This window comes from Psychromonas sp. Urea-02u-13 (assembly GCF_002835995.1).
Classification (GTDB): Bacteria; Pseudomonadota; Gammaproteobacteria; order Enterobacterales; family Psychromonadaceae; genus Psychromonas.
Map to the genome: position 1 here is coordinate 22149 of NZ_PJBZ01000034.1, position 18940 is coordinate 41088.

The 18940-nt window shown below is 41.5% G+C and carries 17 protein-coding genes; 13 read left to right on the forward strand and 4 right to left on the reverse strand.

The genetic code is table 11. The features are described 5' to 3' along the window. The first annotated feature begins 91 nt into the window (after positions 1–91). The 10 genes from cobJ to bla all read left to right on the forward strand — a co-directional run bounded on the left by cobJ (position 92) and on the right by bla (position 12492). On the forward strand, positions 92–877 hold the full coding sequence (gene cobJ, locus CXF74_RS00225) for a precorrin-3B C(17)-methyltransferase (protein WP_101080390.1): 786 nt from the start codon (positions 92–94) through the stop codon (positions 875–877). Positions 878–1157: 280 nt separating this feature from the next. Continuing rightward, entirely contained in the window at positions 1158–1958 is an 801-nt protein-coding gene (gene cobM / locus CXF74_RS00230; RefSeq protein ID WP_101080391.1) for a precorrin-4 C(11)-methyltransferase, read from the forward strand. Then, the gene (cobW, locus tag CXF74_RS00235) at positions 1948–3045 is read left to right on the forward strand and encodes a cobalamin biosynthesis protein CobW (RefSeq protein ID WP_232772391.1); all 1098 of its coding nucleotides are present in this window, start codon (positions 1948–1950) and stop codon (positions 3043–3045) included. Before cobM ends, cobW begins: the two co-directional genes overlap by 11 nt. Positions 3046–3140: 95 nt before the next feature. Further along, a complete protein-coding gene (cobN, locus tag CXF74_RS00240) occupies positions 3141–6941 on the forward strand; it encodes a cobaltochelatase subunit CobN (protein ID WP_101080392.1) in 3801 nt (1266 codons plus the stop codon). Positions 6942–7009: 68 nt separating this feature from the next. After that, entirely contained in the window at positions 7010–7660 is a 651-nt protein-coding gene (gene bluB, locus CXF74_RS00245; RefSeq protein ID WP_101080393.1) for a 5,6-dimethylbenzimidazole synthase, read from the forward strand. A gap of 50 nt (positions 7661–7710) precedes the next feature. Beyond that, a complete protein-coding gene (locus CXF74_RS00250; protein ID WP_101080394.1) occupies positions 7711–8889 on the forward strand; it encodes a sirohydrochlorin chelatase in 1179 nt (392 codons plus the stop codon). 103 nt (positions 8890–8992) lie between these two features. Then, positions 8993–9577 carry a histidine phosphatase family protein gene (locus CXF74_RS00255; RefSeq protein ID WP_101080395.1) on the forward strand — a complete coding sequence of 195 codons (585 nt, stop codon included), beginning with the start codon at positions 8993–8995 and terminating at the stop codon, positions 9575–9577. Continuing rightward, positions 9577–10542 carry an adenosylcobinamide-phosphate synthase CbiB gene (gene cbiB, locus CXF74_RS00260; RefSeq protein WP_157822298.1) on the forward strand — a complete coding sequence of 322 codons (966 nt, stop codon included), beginning with the start codon at positions 9577–9579 and terminating at the stop codon, positions 10540–10542. The genes CXF74_RS00255 and cbiB overlap by 1 nt, the downstream gene beginning before the upstream one ends. Continuing rightward, positions 10542–11558 carry a threonine-phosphate decarboxylase CobD gene (gene cobD, locus CXF74_RS00265; RefSeq protein ID WP_101080397.1) on the forward strand — a complete coding sequence of 339 codons (1017 nt, stop codon included), beginning with the start codon at positions 10542–10544 and terminating at the stop codon, positions 11556–11558. The genes cbiB and cobD overlap by 1 nt, the downstream gene beginning before the upstream one ends. A 73-nt stretch (positions 11559–11631) precedes the next feature. After that, a complete protein-coding gene (gene bla / locus CXF74_RS00270; protein WP_101080398.1) occupies positions 11632–12492 on the forward strand; it encodes a class A beta-lactamase in 861 nt (286 codons plus the stop codon). Between the two features lie 42 nt (positions 12493–12534). On the opposite strand, the gene CXF74_RS00275 is transcribed toward bla, so the two are convergent. Then, positions 12535–13398 (reverse strand): LysR family transcriptional regulator, encoded by an 864-nt coding sequence (locus tag CXF74_RS00275; protein ID WP_232772392.1) that lies wholly within the window; start codon positions 13396–13398, stop codon positions 12535–12537. 187 nt (positions 13399–13585) lie between these two features. Between CXF74_RS00275 and CXF74_RS00280 the strand changes: the two genes are divergently transcribed. Continuing rightward, complete coding sequence (locus CXF74_RS00280) at positions 13586–14740, forward strand: iron-containing alcohol dehydrogenase (RefSeq protein ID WP_101080399.1); 1155 nt, start codon at positions 13586–13588, stop codon at positions 14738–14740. A 202-nt stretch (positions 14741–14942) separates the two neighbouring features. Then, positions 14943–15554, forward strand: coding sequence for a YitT family protein (locus CXF74_RS00285; protein WP_101080400.1), 612 nt, complete (start codon positions 14943–14945; stop codon positions 15552–15554). A gap of 97 nt (positions 15555–15651) precedes the next feature. On the opposite strand, the gene CXF74_RS00290 is transcribed toward CXF74_RS00285, so the two are convergent. Then, positions 15652–16194 carry a DUF2058 domain-containing protein gene (locus CXF74_RS00290; RefSeq protein WP_101080401.1) on the reverse strand — a complete coding sequence of 181 codons (543 nt, stop codon included), beginning with the start codon at positions 16192–16194 and terminating at the stop codon, positions 15652–15654. A gap of 133 nt (positions 16195–16327) precedes the next feature. On the opposite strand from CXF74_RS00290, the gene CXF74_RS00295 reads away from it, so the two are divergent. Then, complete coding sequence (locus CXF74_RS00295; RefSeq protein WP_101080402.1) at positions 16328–16732, forward strand: CBS domain-containing protein; 405 nt, start codon at positions 16328–16330, stop codon at positions 16730–16732. Positions 16733–16808: 76 nt separating this feature from the next. On the opposite strand, the gene aat is transcribed toward CXF74_RS00295, so the two are convergent. Continuing rightward, on the reverse strand, positions 16809–17522 hold the full coding sequence (gene aat, locus CXF74_RS00300; RefSeq protein WP_101080403.1) for a leucyl/phenylalanyl-tRNA--protein transferase: 714 nt from the start codon (positions 17520–17522) through the stop codon (positions 16809–16811). A gap of 102 nt (positions 17523–17624) precedes the next feature. Continuing rightward, positions 17625–18917, reverse strand: coding sequence for a citrate synthase (gltA, locus tag CXF74_RS00305; protein WP_101080404.1), 1293 nt, complete (start codon positions 18915–18917; stop codon positions 17625–17627). Positions 18918–18940: the final 23 nt, after the last annotated feature.

An 18940-nucleotide genomic window follows, 5' to 3' on the forward strand; every position in this document is an offset into this window, starting at 1 on the left:
AAATTCAAGTTGTTATCTCGCAACCCGACTATCGACACTCGAAGCAAGTGGCTCGAAGCATGGAATATATTTAACGGATATGGGAAATAAAATGAGTAATAAAAAACAACTTTTTGTCGTAGGCATGGGACCGGGTGATTCAGAATTGGTTGCGCCTAAAGCATTAAAAGCGGTACAGCAAAGTACTGACTTAGTGGCTTATGGTCTGTATTTAGATCTATTAGGCAGTCCTTGTGATAACAAAGTGCACCATGACTTGCCTTTAGGCGAAGAGATTGCGCGTGCACGATTAGCGTTAGATTTAGCGGCCAGTGGTAAAACCACTGCACTGATTTCAAGTGGTGATATCGGTATTTATGCGATGGCAACCTTAGTCTTTGAATTGCTCGACAGACAATTACAAGGGCTTGAAAATCATCCAGAATGGTTAGATGTTGAGATTGATGTAGTGCCGGGTATTTCTGCGATGCAAGCGGGTGCAAGTCGCATCGGCGCTATGTTAGGTCATGATTTTTGTACAGTGAGTTTATCGGATTTATTAACCCCCTGGGAAACCATCAATAAACGTATTCATAGTGCAGGTGAAGGCGATTTTGTTATCTCTTTTTATAACCCTGTGTCTAAAAAACGTGATTGGCAACTTAACCATGCACGTGATGTATTGCTTAAATACCGTCCAGCATCGACACCGGTATTAATCGGCCGTCAATTGACTCGTGAAGATGAAAGCATTCGTATTATTCGCCTTGATGAATTGGACGCAAAAGACGTAGACATGTTTACTTTAGTGAGTGTCGGTAATAGTGAATCAAGACATATCGTTAACGGCAATAAACACTGGGTATACACCCCTCGAGGCTACAAAAAGAAATTATAACTTTGGCGTCGTTATGTTCGATTATTTATGAAGTACATCCATGTACTTCATCGCTTTGCGACTGGCTAAAGCCATTCAAATAGGTTCCGTACCTATTTGTCTGCGTTAAAAGTGCTCACTTGGTAAACCAAGCTCCGCGCTTTCGCCTTGAACTAAACGCACATAACTTATCCAAAGATAAATTTACCGTGTTCTCTGTTTAACGCAGTGACTTCGTGGTAATTAACGAACTTAAACTGACGGCTAACAGCTGAATGCTGACAGCTATAAAGGAAGAGAAATGACCGTTTATTTTATCGGTGCTGGGCCGGGTGATCCTGAATTGATGACTCTTAAAGGGGCGCGTTTATTAAAGCAGTGTCCTGTGGTGTTGTATGCAGGATCCTTGATTCCGCGTGAGATCTTACAAGAAGTAGAAGACAGCGCTGAGTTGATAATTGATACCGCAAAAATCAATCTGGATGAGATGGAAGCGTATTTTGTTGAAGCTGCTAATGCGGGCAAAGATGTTGCGCGTCTGCAGTGTGGTGATCCTGCTTTATATGGTGCGATTGCAGAGCAAATTCGTCGCCTTGAAAAGCATGGTATTGATTATCAAATCATTCCTGGTGTGAGTGCAACGGCGGCCTCTGCAGCTTATTTGGGTAAAGAGTTAACACTGTCAGGGGTTTCACAAACGGTGATCATGACACGTTATGAAGGTAAAACACCGTTTCCTGAGCGTGAGCGTTTACCGCAATTAGCACAAAGTGGCGCAACACTGGCGATTCACCTGGGTATTACTAAGATTCGAAAAATAGTGGCTGAATTGATTCCACACTATGGCGAAGATTGCCCGGTTGCAGTGTGTTATCGAAGCTCGTGGCCTGACCAAGATAAAGTGACGGGCACGCTGGCTGATATTAGCGAAAAGGTGGAAGCGAAAGGGTTTAAGTTAACCGCGCTGATTCTTGTCGGGCATGTTTTAGACACCACCAATTTCCAAGATTCTTACCTTTATCATAAAGATAAACCCAATATTTTCCGTCGTCGTAAAGGCGCATTATCACTTCAAGAATTAGAGGCACAAAATGTCAAATAGCATCTTATTAAACAAAATACCTACCACTGTTGTTACTGGTTTTCTTGGTAGCGGTAAAACAACCTTATTAGCTAACTTGCTTAAAAAAGCAAAAGGTAAACGCATTGCCGTGATCATGAATGAGTTTGGTGAATTGGATATCGATTCTGAATTGTTACGTAGTTGCCCATTTGAAGAGGGCGAGTGTGAAGATGATGCTGGTCAATTAGTCGGTGCTGGTGATGGCATTTATGAATTAGCCAACGGCTGTATTTGTTGTACGGTTGAAGAAGAGTTTTTACCTGTGATGAAAAAACTGGTTGAGCGTCGCGATCAAATTGATCACATTCTCATTGAAACATCGGGTCTTGCGTTACCTAAACCTTTAGTACAAGCCTTTAACTGGCCGGGTATTAAAGAGTTTTGTACCGTTGATGCGGTGATCACTGTGGTGGATGGTCCTGCGATTGCCGCTGGTCGTTTTGCCGATGATGAAGATAAAGTAAAAAGTCAGCGCGCTGCCGATGAAAGCTTAGATCACGACCCAAGCTTACAAGAGTTATTAGATGACCAACTTAATTCCGCGGATTTAGTGGTGGTGAGTAAAAGTGATTTATTAAACGAAGCTGATGTGAATAAAGTAAAAGCAGTGATTGAAAAGCGTCTACCAAGCACGGTTAAAACGGCTTATGTTAATCACGGTAATGTCCCGCTTGAAGTGTTAATTGGTATTAACGCTGAATCTGAAAAAGCCATTGATGCTGTGCATAATCATCACGATCATCATCATGCGCACGCTGCACATCACGACCATGCCCACGATCATTTTGATTCAATGGTTATTCGCATTGGCACTGTTGATGCTGCTAAATTAAAACAAAGCGTAGAGCAACTGCTTAACGACTTTAATATTTTCCGTATTAAAGGCTTTGCTGCAGTTGAAAACAAACCGATGCGCCAAGTATTACAAGCTGTGGGTAAACGTTTAGAAACACATTTTGACCGTTTATGGGCAAGTGATGAAACGCCAAAAACAGAATTAGTGTTGATCGGTAAAGGCTTAGATGAAGCTACTGTCACTGCTATTTTAAAAAGCGCTGAGGTGTAAATATTAATCGCTAGGTCGGTGTATAGGCCACAAATTAGCAGGTGATGGGAATAACCCGGCCTAGGATTCAATATTTTAAAAAGGTAAAAGTTTTAATGCATCTATTAGCGGCACAACCAGGTGGTTTTGTAGAGCAAGAAGGCATTGTGGATTTAGCACAATCGCCAGCACCATTAATCATAATGAGTGCGGCTGATAGTCAATTAACCGCGCTTTCTGCGGGTTTTAAATTGGCTAATCAGCAACATCAGCTCACTGAAATGCGTTTGGTTAATTGGACAAATCTACTTAAACCTGCTGCCTTTGATCTTTATGAAGATAAAGTATTAGAGCAGGCAAAAGTGGTAGTGGTGTCGTTATTAGGTGGCAAAGGTTATTGGTTATACGGTGTTGAGGCGTTAGTGCGTTGGTCGCAACAAGTGGCTGGGCGCACGCTTATTTTGGTGCCCGGTGATGACAATGTTGATCCTGAACTGATTTCGTTATCAACGGTGTCAGAACAAACGCAGCGTCAAGTGTGGCGCTACTTTCGCAGTGGCGGCATTGATAATAGTAAACAGCTATTTGGTTTTTTAAATCAACACTATTTTTCTCTGCCGAGTGATTACAGCGAACCAGCGTTTTTGCCCGTTGCACAGTTTTATAATGAACAAAATATTCATTGGCGTGACAATCAAGATGTCGTGGGACTGATTTTTTATCGTAGTCATCTTCAATCGGCGAATTGCCAGATGTTTGATGATCTGATTGCGTTAATGTCTAGCAATGGCTTAAACCCATTACCGATTGTGATTAGCTCACTCAAAGAAAAGCAAGTCATTGAAACGGTAAATAATTTATTAATAACACACCATTGTCAGCTGATTTTAAACAGTACCGGTTTTGCTTCTAACGCGGTCAGTAGTCCCGATTTAAGCTCACAACCGAATAGTTTTAAACGCCTGTTTAGTGTTGATATCCCGATTTTACAGTTAGTGCTTTCAAGCACCACATTGCAAGATTGGCTGGACTATAAACAAGGCTTACGCAGTCGTGATATTGCCATGCAAGTGGTATTGCCAGAGATGGATGGCAAAGTATTAACCCGCGCTATCAGTTTTAAAACCGAGGCGTTCTTTGATGAAAAAACGCAGATTTCCTTGGTGCAATATCAGCTTCATCCTGAGCGTGCGTTATTTGTGATTGAACTGGCTAAAAAGTATGTTGAGCTGGCCAACAAAGCCAATAAAGATAAACGCATTGCCTTGATTCTAGCGAATTATCCTACCAAAGACGGACGTATCGGTAACGGTGTGGGCTTAGATACACCGAACTCAACGGTGAATATATTACAGACGTTAAAAGCCGCGGGTTACCCCGTTGGAGATGTGCCTGAAAATGGCAATCAGCTGATTGAGCAATTATTACAATCTGTGACAAACAACCCTAATACCTTGCATCATCTTGCCTGTTGGCAAAGCTTGTCATTAAGCGATTATAAAAAGGCCTTTGCGAATTTACCATTGGTTAGTCAACAAGCGATTATAGCGCGCTGGGGTGAGCCCGAAGCGGATATTAAATGTCGTGATGGGCGTTTAATGATTTCCGGCATCCGTTTAGGTGAAACCTTTGTTGGTATTCAGCCTGCACGTGGTTTTAATGTCGATTTACTGGCTAATTATCACGATCCGGATCTTGTGCCACCGCATAACTATTTAGCTTTTTATTTTTGGTTACGTTTTAACTATCAAGTGAATGCGGTTATTCATGTGGGTAAACACGGTAATTTAGAATGGTTACCGGGCAAAGGTTTGGCGCTTTCTAATGAGTGTTGGCCCGATGCGGTGCTTGGTCCGATGCCCCATTTTTACCCGTTTATTGTTAATGACCCCGGTGAAGGTGCACAAGCTAAAAGACGCACGCAAGCGGTGATTATTGATCACCTTATGCCACCCATGACACGCGCTGAAACCTATGGTGAATTAGCGGAACTCGAAGGACTGGTGGACGAGTATTATCAAGCGCAGGGCTTAGATACACGTCGTGAAATTTGGTTACGCGAGCAGATACTAAACAAAGTACAAGAAACACATGTTTTAGATGAACTGAATGCATCGCAACGCGAAGATGATAATGAAGTTCTTGAACAGTTAGATACTTACCTCTGTGATATTAAAGAAGCGCAAATCCGCCATGGGTTGCATATTCTTGGCCAATTACCAGAGCCGATAAAAGTGGCGAATACCTTAGTGGCATTATTACGTTTACCGCGCGGTGAAGGGCTGATTAATCAAGGTATTTTGCACAGTGTGGTGTATGACTTTTCATTAAAACATGAAGGTGAGTTGTTTGACCCCTTAGAGGCGGGGCGTGAACCTTGGCTAGGCGAAATGCCAATTTTGTTAAAAGAGATCACTGATGTGTTATGGCGCACCACGGCAGATACCCGCGAACGATTAGAATTGTTAGTTTTACATTGGGTACAATATTACCTAATTGAAGGGCATGATTTAAGCGAATTAGCCCCTTATGCCAAAACACATGCGCTGTTTATTTATGCGCAGAATACCATTCAAGTGGCACTGCAACAGAGTGTTGAAAATGAACTGAGTGCCATTGTTGATGGCCTCGCGGGTAAATTTATTGACGCGGGCCCTAGTGGCGCGCCAACAAGAGGGCGTTTAGATACCTTGCCAACGGGGCGTAATTTTTACTCCGTTGATAACCGTGCTATTCCTTCAAAAGCGGCTTGGGTATTAGGTCAACAATCGGCACAAGCGCTGATTAACCGCCATTTACAAGAACAGGGTGATTATCCGAAACAGTTAGGTTTATCGGTATGGGGCACGGCAACGATGCGTACAGGCGGTGATGATATTGCGCAAGCCTTTGCGTTAATGGGCGTAAAACCCTTATGGGCGCAGGGCAGTAATCGTGTTATCGATTTTGAAATAATTCCTTGCCAGTTATTAGGCCGTCCAAGAGTGGATGTCACGCTACGTGTTTCAGGTTTTTTTAGAGATGCCTTTCCTAATGTGATGTCATTATTTGATGCCGCTGTGGTGGCAATTAGTGAGCTACAAGAGCCTGGAAATGGTAATATCATCAAACAAAATATTCAGCGACGCGAAGCGCAGTTAATTGCCGATGGTCTGAGTATTAGTGATGCTAAACGCCAAGCGAGTTATCGTGTCTTTGGCTCTAAACCCGGCGCTTATGGTGCAGGTTTACAAGGCTTGATTGATGAACGCTGTTGGGAGCAAAAAAGCGATTTAGCAGAAGCCTATTTAAACTGGGGTGGTTACGCTTACGGAAACTCGAATGGAAACGGGGACAAAGATGGCGTAGAGGCAAAAGAGGCGTTCCAATATCAATTAAGTCATATTGAAGTAGTGGTGCAAAACCAAGATAACCGCGAGCATGACTTGCTTGATTCCGATGATTATTACCAGTTTCAGGGGGGCATGAGTAACGCTGCACAAGTCTATTCTGGGACAGCACCGACTATTTACCATAGCGATCACAGTAACCCCAGTAAACCGATTATTCGCACCTTAAAAGAGGAACTTAATCGTGTATTACGCTCTCGTGTTTTAAATCCAAAATGGATACAAGGCATGCGCGAACATGGTTACAAAGGCGCTTTTGAAATGGGCGCAACCGTTGATTATCTGTTTGCCTATGATGCCACCACGGATTTGATTGCCGACTACCAATATCAACAAGTCACCGATACCTTGTTATTGGATGAAACGAACCAACAGTTTTTGCGTGATAATAACCCGCAAGTGATGGAAGAGATGGCCGAGCGATTAATGGAAGCAGCGCAACGCGGTTTATGGCAAGCACCCGGTGAGTATCAAGATAAATTACAAGATCTCCTGTTAGAATATGACGAAATGCGAGAATCAAAGTAGGGCGAGTGAGCCCTTTATATTAAGGCGTCAATCGGTGTTAGTCGCTGACTGATGACAAGAGTAAATAGATGAAAAGTAAACATAGTTATAGCGAAATAGAAAAACAGGCCGTGTACCGTGTTATCGCGGAACGCCGTGATATGCGTCATTTTGTTAAGGCACCCCTTGAAGAGGGTGTATTAACGCGTTTATTAACCGTAGCTAATCAAGCCCCGAGTGTGGGTTTGATGCAACCTTGGCGTTTTATTCGCATCACCGACGCTAATTTAAAAAACGCGATTAAAGGGTTGGTAGAAACCGAACGAAATACCACTGCTGAATTATTAGATTCACGTAAAAGTGAATTTTTAAAACTTAAAGTGGAAGGCATTTCAGAGTGTGCTGAGCTGATCGTGGTTGCCTTACCCGATGGACGCGAGAAACATATTTTTGGACGCCGTACTATGCCTGATATGGATCTCGCCTCTGTTTCTTGTGCAATTCAGAATATGTGGTTAGCGGCCCGCGCAGAAGGCATTGGCCTTGGTTGGGTATCGCTGTTTGATCCTATCGAACTGGCCACATTATTAAACATGCCTGAGGACAGCCGACCGGTGGCGATTTTATGTATTGGCCACGTAGAAAAATTTTATGAAAAACCGATGCTGGTGGAACAAAACTGGTGTCAGCCTGCAGAGATTGAAGAATTTTTGTTTGAAAATAGCTGGCCAACTAAATAACTAGAAGCTAACAACTAATTACTAACAACTTGATATGGAATGAGTGCAAAATGAATGCAAAAGTAGCTAAAAAAGGGATCATGGTTTGTGGTCATGGTAGCCGTGATAAAGATGCAGAAATGGAATTTGGATTAGTGGCTCAAGGGCTGAAAAAACGTTTTCCTGACATGCCCATTGAATATGGTTTTTTAGAGTATTCTGCGCCGAATATCCACATGGGATTAAACAGTCTTATTGCTCAAGGTGTGGATCATATTTACGCCGTGCCTGGTATGTTATTTGCGGCGACACATGCAAAAAATGATATCCCTTCGGTATTAACTACCTTTGAAGATCAAAATGCAGGGTTGAATGTTAGTTATGGGCAAGAGTTGGGTTTACAAAAACCAATGATTGAAGCATTCCAAGCACGTATTTATGAATCATTAGGTTTGGATGCAAGCAATCCACCTGCTGAGCTTTACGATACAATGTTAGTGGTTGTTGGCCGTGGTACATCAGACAGTGAAGCTAATGCAGAAGCGGCTAAGCTCACGCGTATTGTGAGTGAAAATATGGGTTTTGGTTGGGCTGATACGGTTTATTCTGGTGTGACGTATCCCTCTGTTGGTGTGGGTCTTGAGAAGCTCTTAAAACTCGGTTACAAGCGCATTGTTGTTGCGCCATATTTCCTTTTCACAGGTCGATTAATTAAACGTATTTACGGTTACATTGATAAAGTAGCGAGTGAAAACCCAGGGGTAGAATTTATTAAAGCCGGATATTTACGCGATCATGAAAAAGTCATTGATGCCTTTGAATTTCGTGTACGTGAAATTATGGAAAACAAACAAAGCAACGATGAAAACCTCATGGATACCTTTAAACGTCGTTTAGCCGCTGGCGAAATCGATGTGCATCATCATCACGCTGAATATCAAGATCCAGCGTTAGCTGAGAAAGCACATACGCATGACCATTCACACGATCATAGCCATGAACACTCGCATAGTCATTCACACAGCCATGCTGATAATCACGCCAACAGTCACGCTCATAGCCATGACAATGTTGAACCGCACAGCCACGGTGTTTACAAGCATATTTGGCACCCATTAGGGCCTCGAACTATGATTGGCGAAGGCATCTGTAACTGCTTTATGAGTCAGTTCCCGAAAGAACTGTTAGACGAAGAGATTGAACGCATCAATAATGGCGTACAAGGTGAAGCGTTAGCTCATAGGAAATAGCTGTTAGCTGCCAGTTATTAGCTGTCAGCATAAAACTGCTCATTTTTCCATATGGAAGCGGGACTTTAGTCCTGCCAATATTTGTATAAGAAAAAGATAAAACGTGAATAAAAAAACTATTTTCCACCTTGCTCGTCATGGTCAGACAGCTTGGAACATTGAACACCGTATTCAAGGGCTGCTTGATAGCTTGCTGACCACAGAAGGTGAGGCGCAGGCATTACAGCTCGCAACGTTATGTTTACCTTTAAACATCAGCCAAGTATTAACCTCATCATTGGGCCGTGCGATGCAAACGGCGACGATTTGCTCACAACGATTGCAAGTAGAAGCAAAAATCGTAGAGGGCATTGAAGAGCGTAATTTTGGCGCGTGGCAAGGAAAGTTAACGCCTGATATGCAGTCACATGAGAATTATGTGGAAATCACTTCACAGGTAACGGATTGCAAACCCGAGCAGGGCGAAAGTGCGAAACAGTTATTAACTCGTTTTGAAGCTGCGCTAAAAAAACAATGCCAAACATCCCCTAATGAAGTTTGCTTAATTATCACGCACGGTGATGTATTGCGCTGTTTTATGGCCAATCTTTTACAAGAAGGTTTATCAAAAACTGGTTACGACTACAAAAATGGACAGCTTATTTCCATTAGTTACGATCAACAAAGCGGCTGTTTCACGGCTTTATGATGTTATCGTTTACTTTGTTTGCCGCCCTTATTGTGGATCATTTCATCGGTGAGCCAAAGCGATTTCATCCACTGGTTTTATTTGGAAAAGTGGCGAAAAAAATAGAGCGAAAATTAAACCACGGTTCAAACAGAAAGCGTTTTTTAGGCGGTATGCTCGCTTGGAGTTTGTTGGTTTTACCTATTCCATTGCTTTATGTTGGGCTAACGCTTATTTTTCCCTATTATCTTTTGGTGATAATTAATGTTTATATTGTTTATTGGGCAGTCGCACTCAACAGCCTCAATGTACATGGCATGAAAATCTACAATCCGCTGCAAGAAAACGACCTCACACAAGCGCAACATTATTGTGGTTATATTGTAAGTCGTGATACCAGCGAACTTGATGCGCAGGCGATTAGTCGGGCCACCACTGAATCCATGCTAGAAAATGGCCATGATGGTGTGACCGCGACCTTGATCTATTTTGTACTTGGTGGCGCGCCTCTGGTAATTATTCATCGTTTGAGTAATACCCTGGATGCGATGTGGGGTTATCGCACTGAGCAGTTTAATTATTTTGGTAAATTCAGCGCTCGCTTGGATGACATCTTAGGTTTTGTCAGTGGTAAAATTACGGCGTTATTGTTTGCGCTTTTAGGTTTCGTAAAAGGAAATGTAACCACTGTGGGTAAGGCTTTAAGCAATGCTTATCAACAAAGTAAGCAGTACAAAAGTCACAATGGTGGTTGGGTAATGGCATCGGGTGCGACTGTGTTAAATGTCTGTTTGGGCGGTAAAGCGGTCTATTTTGGAAAAACCGTGCAATCACCTCAATTAGGTGAAGGTGAAGTGGTGCAAAGTAAGCATATTAAAGGCAGCTTAATACTAGTAAAACAAGCGACTTTACTGTGGTTATTATTGGTCTTCATTAGTGAGATAATAGCTATATCGACAGGCATCTTAATAGGACAAGTCACTTAATGGCTATTTTACATGGTGGGCAACTCAGTCGTGTTGCGTTGCAGTACAACATTCCCGAAACACAGTGGTTAGACCTATCAACGGGTATTGCCCCCTTTAGTTATCCGATTACTGATATTCCTTTAAAGGTATGGCAAGACTTACCTACAGTGTCAGAACAGTTCTTACATGTCGCAAAACAGTATTACCAAGCACAGTATTGCTGGCCAGTGTCTGGTAGTCAGGCATTGATTGAAAAGTTGCCTGCGCTTTGGCGAAAAAAACACCCCTCAGCAGGGCATGTTTATTTACCCAAAGTCGGTTACAAGGAGCATCAACACGCTTGGCAACAAGCCGGTTATGAATTGCATTTTTATCAGAAAAATCTGCCTAAAACATTACATGAAAATGCTGTTGTGGTGGTGATAAACCCCAATAATCCGCTCACAGATACCTTCTCTATTAAGCAATTATCGCAATTACAGCAACGCTGTGACATTCAAAACAGCCTATTGATTATTGATGAAGCGTTTGCTGATATATTTGAACCTGCATTTAGTTTTGTAACACAGATCAAAGCCGATACCGACAATGTCATTGTATTGCGCTCTTTTGGTAAGTTCTTTGGACTGGCGGGATTACGCATCGGTTTTGCTTGTTGTAGTTTAAGCTGGTTTGAAATAATCAAAACAACGAGTGGCCCTTGGGCGGTTAATGGCCCGGCTTTGTATATTGCAGAGCAAGCACTGCAAGACAAAAGTTGGCAACAAGCACAAACAAAACGCTTACAAACTCAAAGCCAGCAGCTACAAAGCTTATTAGAAAGCGCTTTGATGGTGAGTCGCATTGAAGCGAATGCGTTGTTTATGACTGTGTTTTTGGACAATGCACCGGCTATTTATGATCAATTATGCCAAAAAGCGATTTACGTGCGCCTAACCGATGAAAATGATGCCTTACGTTTTGGCATTGCTGATGAAATACAGCTTGCAAGGTTACGCTTGTTATTGGAACCATCATCACTTATAAAACAATGATTCATTAAGCACTGGCTATTAAAAATTGTCTATAAATGAACGTCATTATTCACTCTCTAAAAAGAACTCTCTTATGAAATTAAGCCTTAAACCTGCCGTTATTTTTCTTTTATCTATGCTGACGTTGGTGGCGAGTAGCCAAGCTGATGTATTAACAGAGAAAATTAAAAGCGTAGAAAAAAAACTTGGCGCCCGCATTGGTGTTGCTGTTTATGATACTCAAAGTAAGGCGTTATGGAGTTACAAGGGGGATACGCGTTTTCCTTTGATGAGTACCTTTAAAACACTCGCCTGTGCGAAGTTATTGGCCGATGCTGAAAGTGGTATTGTGGACATCAATAGCACCACGATGATCGATGCTGATTCACTCATTACTTGGTCACCAGTGACAGAAAAACGTGTCGGTGAAACCATGAGCCTCAAGCAAGCGTGTACTGCCACTATGGTGATGAGTGATAATACGGCTGCCAATATTGTACTTGCTGGTATTGATGGACCGAGTGGATTAACCAAGTTTATGCGTGCTATCGGCGATGATGTGACACGACTTGATCGTATTGAACCATATTTAGGTGAAGCTATTGATGGCGACCCACGTGATAGCAGCACCCCCAATGCGATGGTGGCCAGTTTGAATAGACTGTTATTTGCTGGGGTATTATCGACTGAGGGTAAAGTACAACTCAAACAATGGATGATGGATAACAAAGTATCGGATGCTTTATTACGCTCAGTGTTACCGCAAGGGTGGTCAATTGCCGATCGCTCTGGTGCGGGTGGCTATGGATCAAGAGGTATTACTGCCGTTGTGTGGTCAGAGCAGCGTCCTGCGCTAATTATTAGTATTTATTTAACACAAACAACGGCTTCTTTTGCACAACGTAATGATACGATTGCCACGATCGGCAAGCATATATTTACGGTCTATCAATAATCTTCTCTTGGCTATTATTTTCTCGGCTATTTATTACGAGAATTAAAATTGAGAGAGTAAAAAATCAATCAGTAATCGAACGCGATGTGGAATAAGGTCTTTCTTTGGATAGACCAGCCAAGTTGCGTTATCGCTGACTTGATAGTCATCAAGAAGATAAACAAGTTTGCCTTGGTCAACCAAAGGTTGCGCGAGATCTTTAGCAAGATGCGCAATACCTAAGTCGGCAATACAGGCTTGTTTTATCGCATCACCATTATTACTGCGCCAATTACCCTGTACTTTTATCTCTTTGACTTTACCCTCAACATTAAAACGCCAACGGTTAGTGATGGCAATTAAACAGTTGTGATGGACTAAATCGTCGGGTGTATCGGGTGTGCCATATGTTTCAAGATAATGTGTTGTTGCCACTAAACTCATATGCCGTGTGGTAAGAGGGCGTGCGATAAGATTAGAATCTTGCATGCGACCGAAACGAATAGCCAGGTCAAAACCTTCTTCAATCAAGTTGACGTTACGCCCGCTAAAATCGATTTCTATGTTAACTTGTGGGTAGGTCTTCATAAAGGTAGCAAGCAGTGGGGCTATTTGATTAGACATGAAATCGCCAGCACCGGTAAGACGAATTAACCCTTTAGGTGATTGCTGCGTGCCTTGTAAATGATCCGTTGCATCATTGAGCGCCTGACGAATCGTTTTAAGGCTAATGAGGTATTGATGGCCGGCATCCGTTAAGCTTATTGTACGCGTTGTGCGATTAATTAATCGTGTATCAATACGTGTTTCTAACTGGGTGAGTTGACGGCTGATATGTGATGTTGAAACATCTAATACCTTGGCCGCTTTGGTAAAACTTCCCTGCTCAACTACTTGAAAAAATTCTTCTAAGCCTTGCCAAATCATATTCATACTCCGTTATTAAAACTGTTATCTAAAGTGCTCAGGTAAAATAGTCATCTAAAGTTATAATTTAATAATATCATGGTTATTGTTGCACCTGTGCAAAAGTGATTGGTTGAAATAACACTTAACGAATTCTTTTTTGAATCTATAATGAACGCATCTTTTTAAATAAGCAGGTGTGCAAACCATGTTAAATTTTACTTTTTCAAATAAAACGCGTATCCATTTTGGCGAACAGCAAATTAAACAAGTTACCCAAGAAATCCCATTAGACGCAAGAGTATTAATTACTTACGGCGGCGGTAGCATTAAAAAGAATGGTGTTTACGATCAAGTGATCGCAGCATTAACTGGACACACTGTTTTTGAATTCTCTGGCATTGAGCCAAACCCAAGTTATGAAACATCGATGAAAGCAGTGGCACTGGTAAAACAAGAAAACATTGATTACATTCTTGCTGTTGGTGGTGGTTCGGTAATTGATGCAAGTAAATTTATTGCGGCAGCTGCTCACTTTAACGGTGAACCGTGGGATATCTTAATTAAAGGCGCGGCGGTTGAATCTGCTATCAAACTTGGTGCAGTATTAACATTACCAGCAACGGGCTCTGAATCTAACGGTGGTTCAGTGATTACAAAATTAGCGACTAAAGATAAACTTCCCTTCATGAGCGCACATGTTTTACCTCTGTTTGCGGTACTTGACCCAAGTGTTATGGACAGCTTACCAGCGCGCCAATTAAGTAATGGTGTGGTGGATGCTTTCATTCATACGACAGAGCAATACTTAACTTATGATGTTGACGCGAAAATTCAAGACCGATTTGCTGAAGGTATTCTATTAACCCTCATAGAAGAAGGTCCAAAACTATTCTCTGCTGAAAAAACCAATGCGGTTAACGCAAATGTTATGTGGAGTGCAACACAGGCTCTAAATGGTTTAATTGGTTCAGGCGTACCGCACGATTGGGCAACACATATGATTGGCCATGAATTAACAGCGAGCTTTGGTCTTGACCATGCACAGACATTAGCGATTGTATTACCTCGTTTGATGTGGGAAATGCGCGAATCAAAAGAAGGCAAGTTATTACAATACGCTGAGCGTGTTTGGGGCATCACAGAAGGCGATGTAGAAACACGTATTAAACAGGTGATTGAAAAAACTGAACAGTTCTTCCATTCAGTACAAATGAAAACACGTTTATCTGATTACGATTTAGATGCAACATCGATTGATGTGGTTATCGAGCAATTAGAGCGTCACGGTATGACACAGCTAGGCGAAAGACAGCTTGTGACACTTGAACGTAGCCGTAACATTCTAATGAACAGTCTATAATAGTTAACCATATTGCCCATTAAGATATGCTAATCAGGCCTTCGTTCAGTTTTTACTGACTAAGGCCTTTTTTCTTTGTGGTTAATTGTTTCGAAACTTATGTAAACCACACTAAACCTGCAGCACAAGAGTTGTATAATTGACTACTATTCAGCGCTAAGATTCATTACAATCCTTGCAAATTCAACTACTCAAAGCCTCTATGACCGATTCCGTTAGCACTAAAAAACATACCTACTTCGAAGATGCTCAAGCTTTTATTATTGGCACTTTACTCATCTCATTAGGGGTTAACTTGTACAGTAGTGCGGGTCTACTCACGGGGGGCACGGCAGGTATTGCTTTTCTTATTAAATATGCGAGCCAGCTCAGCTTTGGCCAAGCCTTCTTTTTAGTCAATATCCCTTTTTACTGGTTAGCACTGAAACAAATGGGCGCTGAATTTACGATAAAAACCTTCATTTGTGTGGCTTTGTTATCGTTATTTTCAGAAATTACGCCACTGTTCATTCAATTCGAACTGCTGAATGTAGTTTACGCGAGCATTATTGGGGGGTTATTAATGGGATCTGGCTTTTTAATGTTGTTTCGACACAATGCAAGTTTGGGTGGGTTCAATATTTTAGCGCGCTATTTATCCAAAACACGAGGTATATCTATTGGTAAATTTCAAATGGCAGTTGATTGTGTGGTGGTCTTTATGGCTATATTTATCGTTAATTGGCAGTTGATTTTGTTTTCTGCGATTGGCGCTATCTCATTAAACTTAATTATTGCAGTGAACCATAAACCAGGCCGTTACACGATTGTATAAAAAGCGATGAGCTTCTAGCATGAAGGCTTGAAGCTCAAAGCTCGAAGCTCAAAGCTCAAAGCTCAAAGCTCAAAGCTCGAAGCTCAAATGCTGATGCTTACCAAATTAAATCATCAGGTATCGCAAACTCTGCGTACGGGTCATCTTCATCAATCGCAGCCACATCCACTTTTTCATGTAATGCTACTAATACAGACGCATCAATCGCTGTCAGCTTTTCAGTTGCTTCTTTATTGATAAGATAAAAATCTTCGTTTAAGACACAAATCGCTAAGCGGCCAGCCGTTAGACTCTTTTGTGTTTCATCGTTAATCGCAATACGTTTAACTTTCTGTGCGTAGGTAAAGTGGTAATCGATTTCACCTTGGTAATTTTCCTCACAGTGCTGCGCAATCATTTGGATTAACTTGCCGTGTGCTGAACGCGCATCTAAATCCGCTTGAGCGGCTCTGTTTTTTTCTAAATCTTGCTGTTTAAGCAACTCTGTTTGTTCATTGATAGCAATTTGCACATCAGAAACTTCAACAGTGCCTTTTTTCTTTTTTTGTTTCGCTTTGCGACGTTTATCGGTTTGCGCTTGCTTGGCTTTTTGCTTATTGATAAGCCCTGATTTCATCAGCTGATCTTGTAGAGAGGCCATGAGTTACCTTGATATTGAATTTAATTGCCATCATTTTAACGACAAAGATAGTGGAAGGAAATTTATTATTGTAAAAAATCGACAAACAGTGAAAACAGATTAAGCTTAAACTACATAAAAGAGGGGGAAGTCTATGAATAACTTACAAGTTTCCGAGTATATGATCGGTAAAAGTTTGTCTTTTAAAAAAGAGATGACCATTGAAACTGCCGTTGAAATTTTACTGGCAAGTAAACAAATTGGCGGCCCCGTTATTGATACTGCAGGGCGTGTAGTGGGTTGGTTATCTGAACAAGATTGTTTAGCAAAAATGATAGAAGCCAGTTATTACTGTGAATTAGTCGCGCTAGTTGAAGATGTGATGTCTAAAAAAGCGGTCACGGTTAAAAAAGAGATGAGTATTGTCGATTTGGCGCAATTAATGCTGAAAACCGCACCTAAAATTTACCCTGTGGTAGATGATGAAGACCATTACATTGGGCTGATATCACGAAAAAATGTATTAGGTGCCATGAGCAAGCAAATTGCTAAGTGCTAACTCTGGCTAATTTATGTTAATTCAGAATAACTTAGGTTTATTCAGCCAGATTAATTCAGTAAATAGAAGGAAAATATTAGAGTTTGATAACAATCGATTGCTTATTCCAGCAATTTTCTTTTAATGGCTCATCTCGCGTTGCGTGCAAACGATTGACAAAATCTGCACGTGACAGGGCATTAACACCCAAGCTCTTGAGATGATCCGTTTGCATTTGGCAATCAATGAATTTCCCACCCACAGAATGAAAATGCTGATTCAAGGCAATAAAAGCGAGCTTTGAACTGTTATCCATTTGACTAAACATTGATTCACCACAGAACAACTGTCCGATACAAACACCGTATAACCCACCCACGAGTTTATCTTCACACCAAACTTCAATAGAGTGTGCTACGCCGAGTTCATGTAACTCACTATAGGCGTCCATCATTTCCTGTGTTATCCACGTTTCTGCCTGTGTTAAGCGTGGCTGTGCACAGGCCTTAATGACCTGTGAAAAACAATGATTGAGGGTGATGGTAAATTTATTTTTGTTAATAAAACGTTTCATACTTCTACTGATATGCACTTCACCAGCAGCAATGTTGGCACGCTCACTGGGGCTCCACCACAATAATGGCTCTCCTTCGCTAAACCAAGGAAAAATACCATTGTAATAAGCATTGTTGATACGTTCAGGGCTGAGGTCGCCTCCCATCGCTAATAATCCATCAGGATCTTCTAACGCCTCTTCTAGTGCGGGAAATAAACGTGGATCGTCACAAAGCTGGGGTAGGTAGATAGTCATTGTTTTCTCTAACTGAAATAGAGCCATAAATTTTAGGCACAAAAAAGCCAGTGTAAACACTGGCTTAATAGATTGAAATAACTATTTGTTAATCACAATCGTTTATTTACAACGTACATCTACGTGATCAAATTGTAAGTCTGTTTCACCAGTATATAACTGACGTGGACGACCAATTTTTTGACCTGGTTGATCTAACATCTCTTTCCAATGTGAAATCCAACCCACTGTACGAGAAGTCGCAAAGATAACCGTAAACATTGAACGGGGGATACCCATTGCACGTAAAACGATACCTGAGTAGAAATCAACATTAGGGTAAAGTTTTCTTTCAACGAAGTATGGGTCTTCAAGCGCAATACGCTCAAGTTCCATTGCAACGTCTAATAATGGATCGTCAACTTTAAGCTCGTCTAATACTTCATGACACGTTTTGTTCATTACTGTTGCACGTGGATCATGGTTTTTGTAAACACGATGACCAAAGCCCATTAGGCGGAACGGGTCATCTTTATCTTTTGCTTTTGCGATGAATTCAGGAATGTTATCAACATGACCAATTTCAATCAGCATATCTAAACATGCTTCGTTGGCACCGCCGTGAGCAGGCCCCCATAAAGAAGCAATACCAGCAGCAATACATGCAAATGGGTTAGCACCTGATGAACCGGCTAAACGTACTGTAGACGTTGACGCATTTTGTTCGTGATCGGCATGTAGAATTAAGATTTTATCCATTGCACTTTCAAGTACAGGATTCACAACATATTCTTCACATGGCACAGCAAACATCATTTTCAGGAAGTTACCTGCATATGACAGTGAGTTATCAGGGTAAACAAACGGTTGACCGTGAGAGTATTTGTAACTCATTGCTGCAATTGTTGGCATTTTTGAGATTAAACGGAAGGCAGCGATTTCACGATGCTTTTCGTTTGTGATGTCTAAAGAGTCATGGTAGAAAGAAGACAGGGCGCCTACAACACCAACCATGATAGCCATCGGATGCGAATCGCGACGGAAGCCTTTATAAAATTGCACTAATTGTTCGTGTAACATTGTATGTGTTAGCACGATACGGTGGAAATCATCATACTGCTTTTTATCAGGTAATGAACCATTTAAAAGAAGATAACAAACTTCAAGGTAATCTGATTTATCAGCCAATTGGTCAATTGGGAAACCTCTGTGCTGTAAAATACCTTCATCGCCATCTATAAATGTAATTGCTGATTCGCAAGATGCCGTTGCTAGAAAACCTGGGTCATAAGTAAAGTAACCTGTTTGTCCTAGTGTACGAATATCAATAACGTCATTACCAGCAGATCCTTTAAGGATGGGTAGCTCGACTGGCTCCTGTCCTGGTAAATGAAGTATTGCTTTTTGATCTGACATTTGATGCTCCTTTAGCTTTTTTT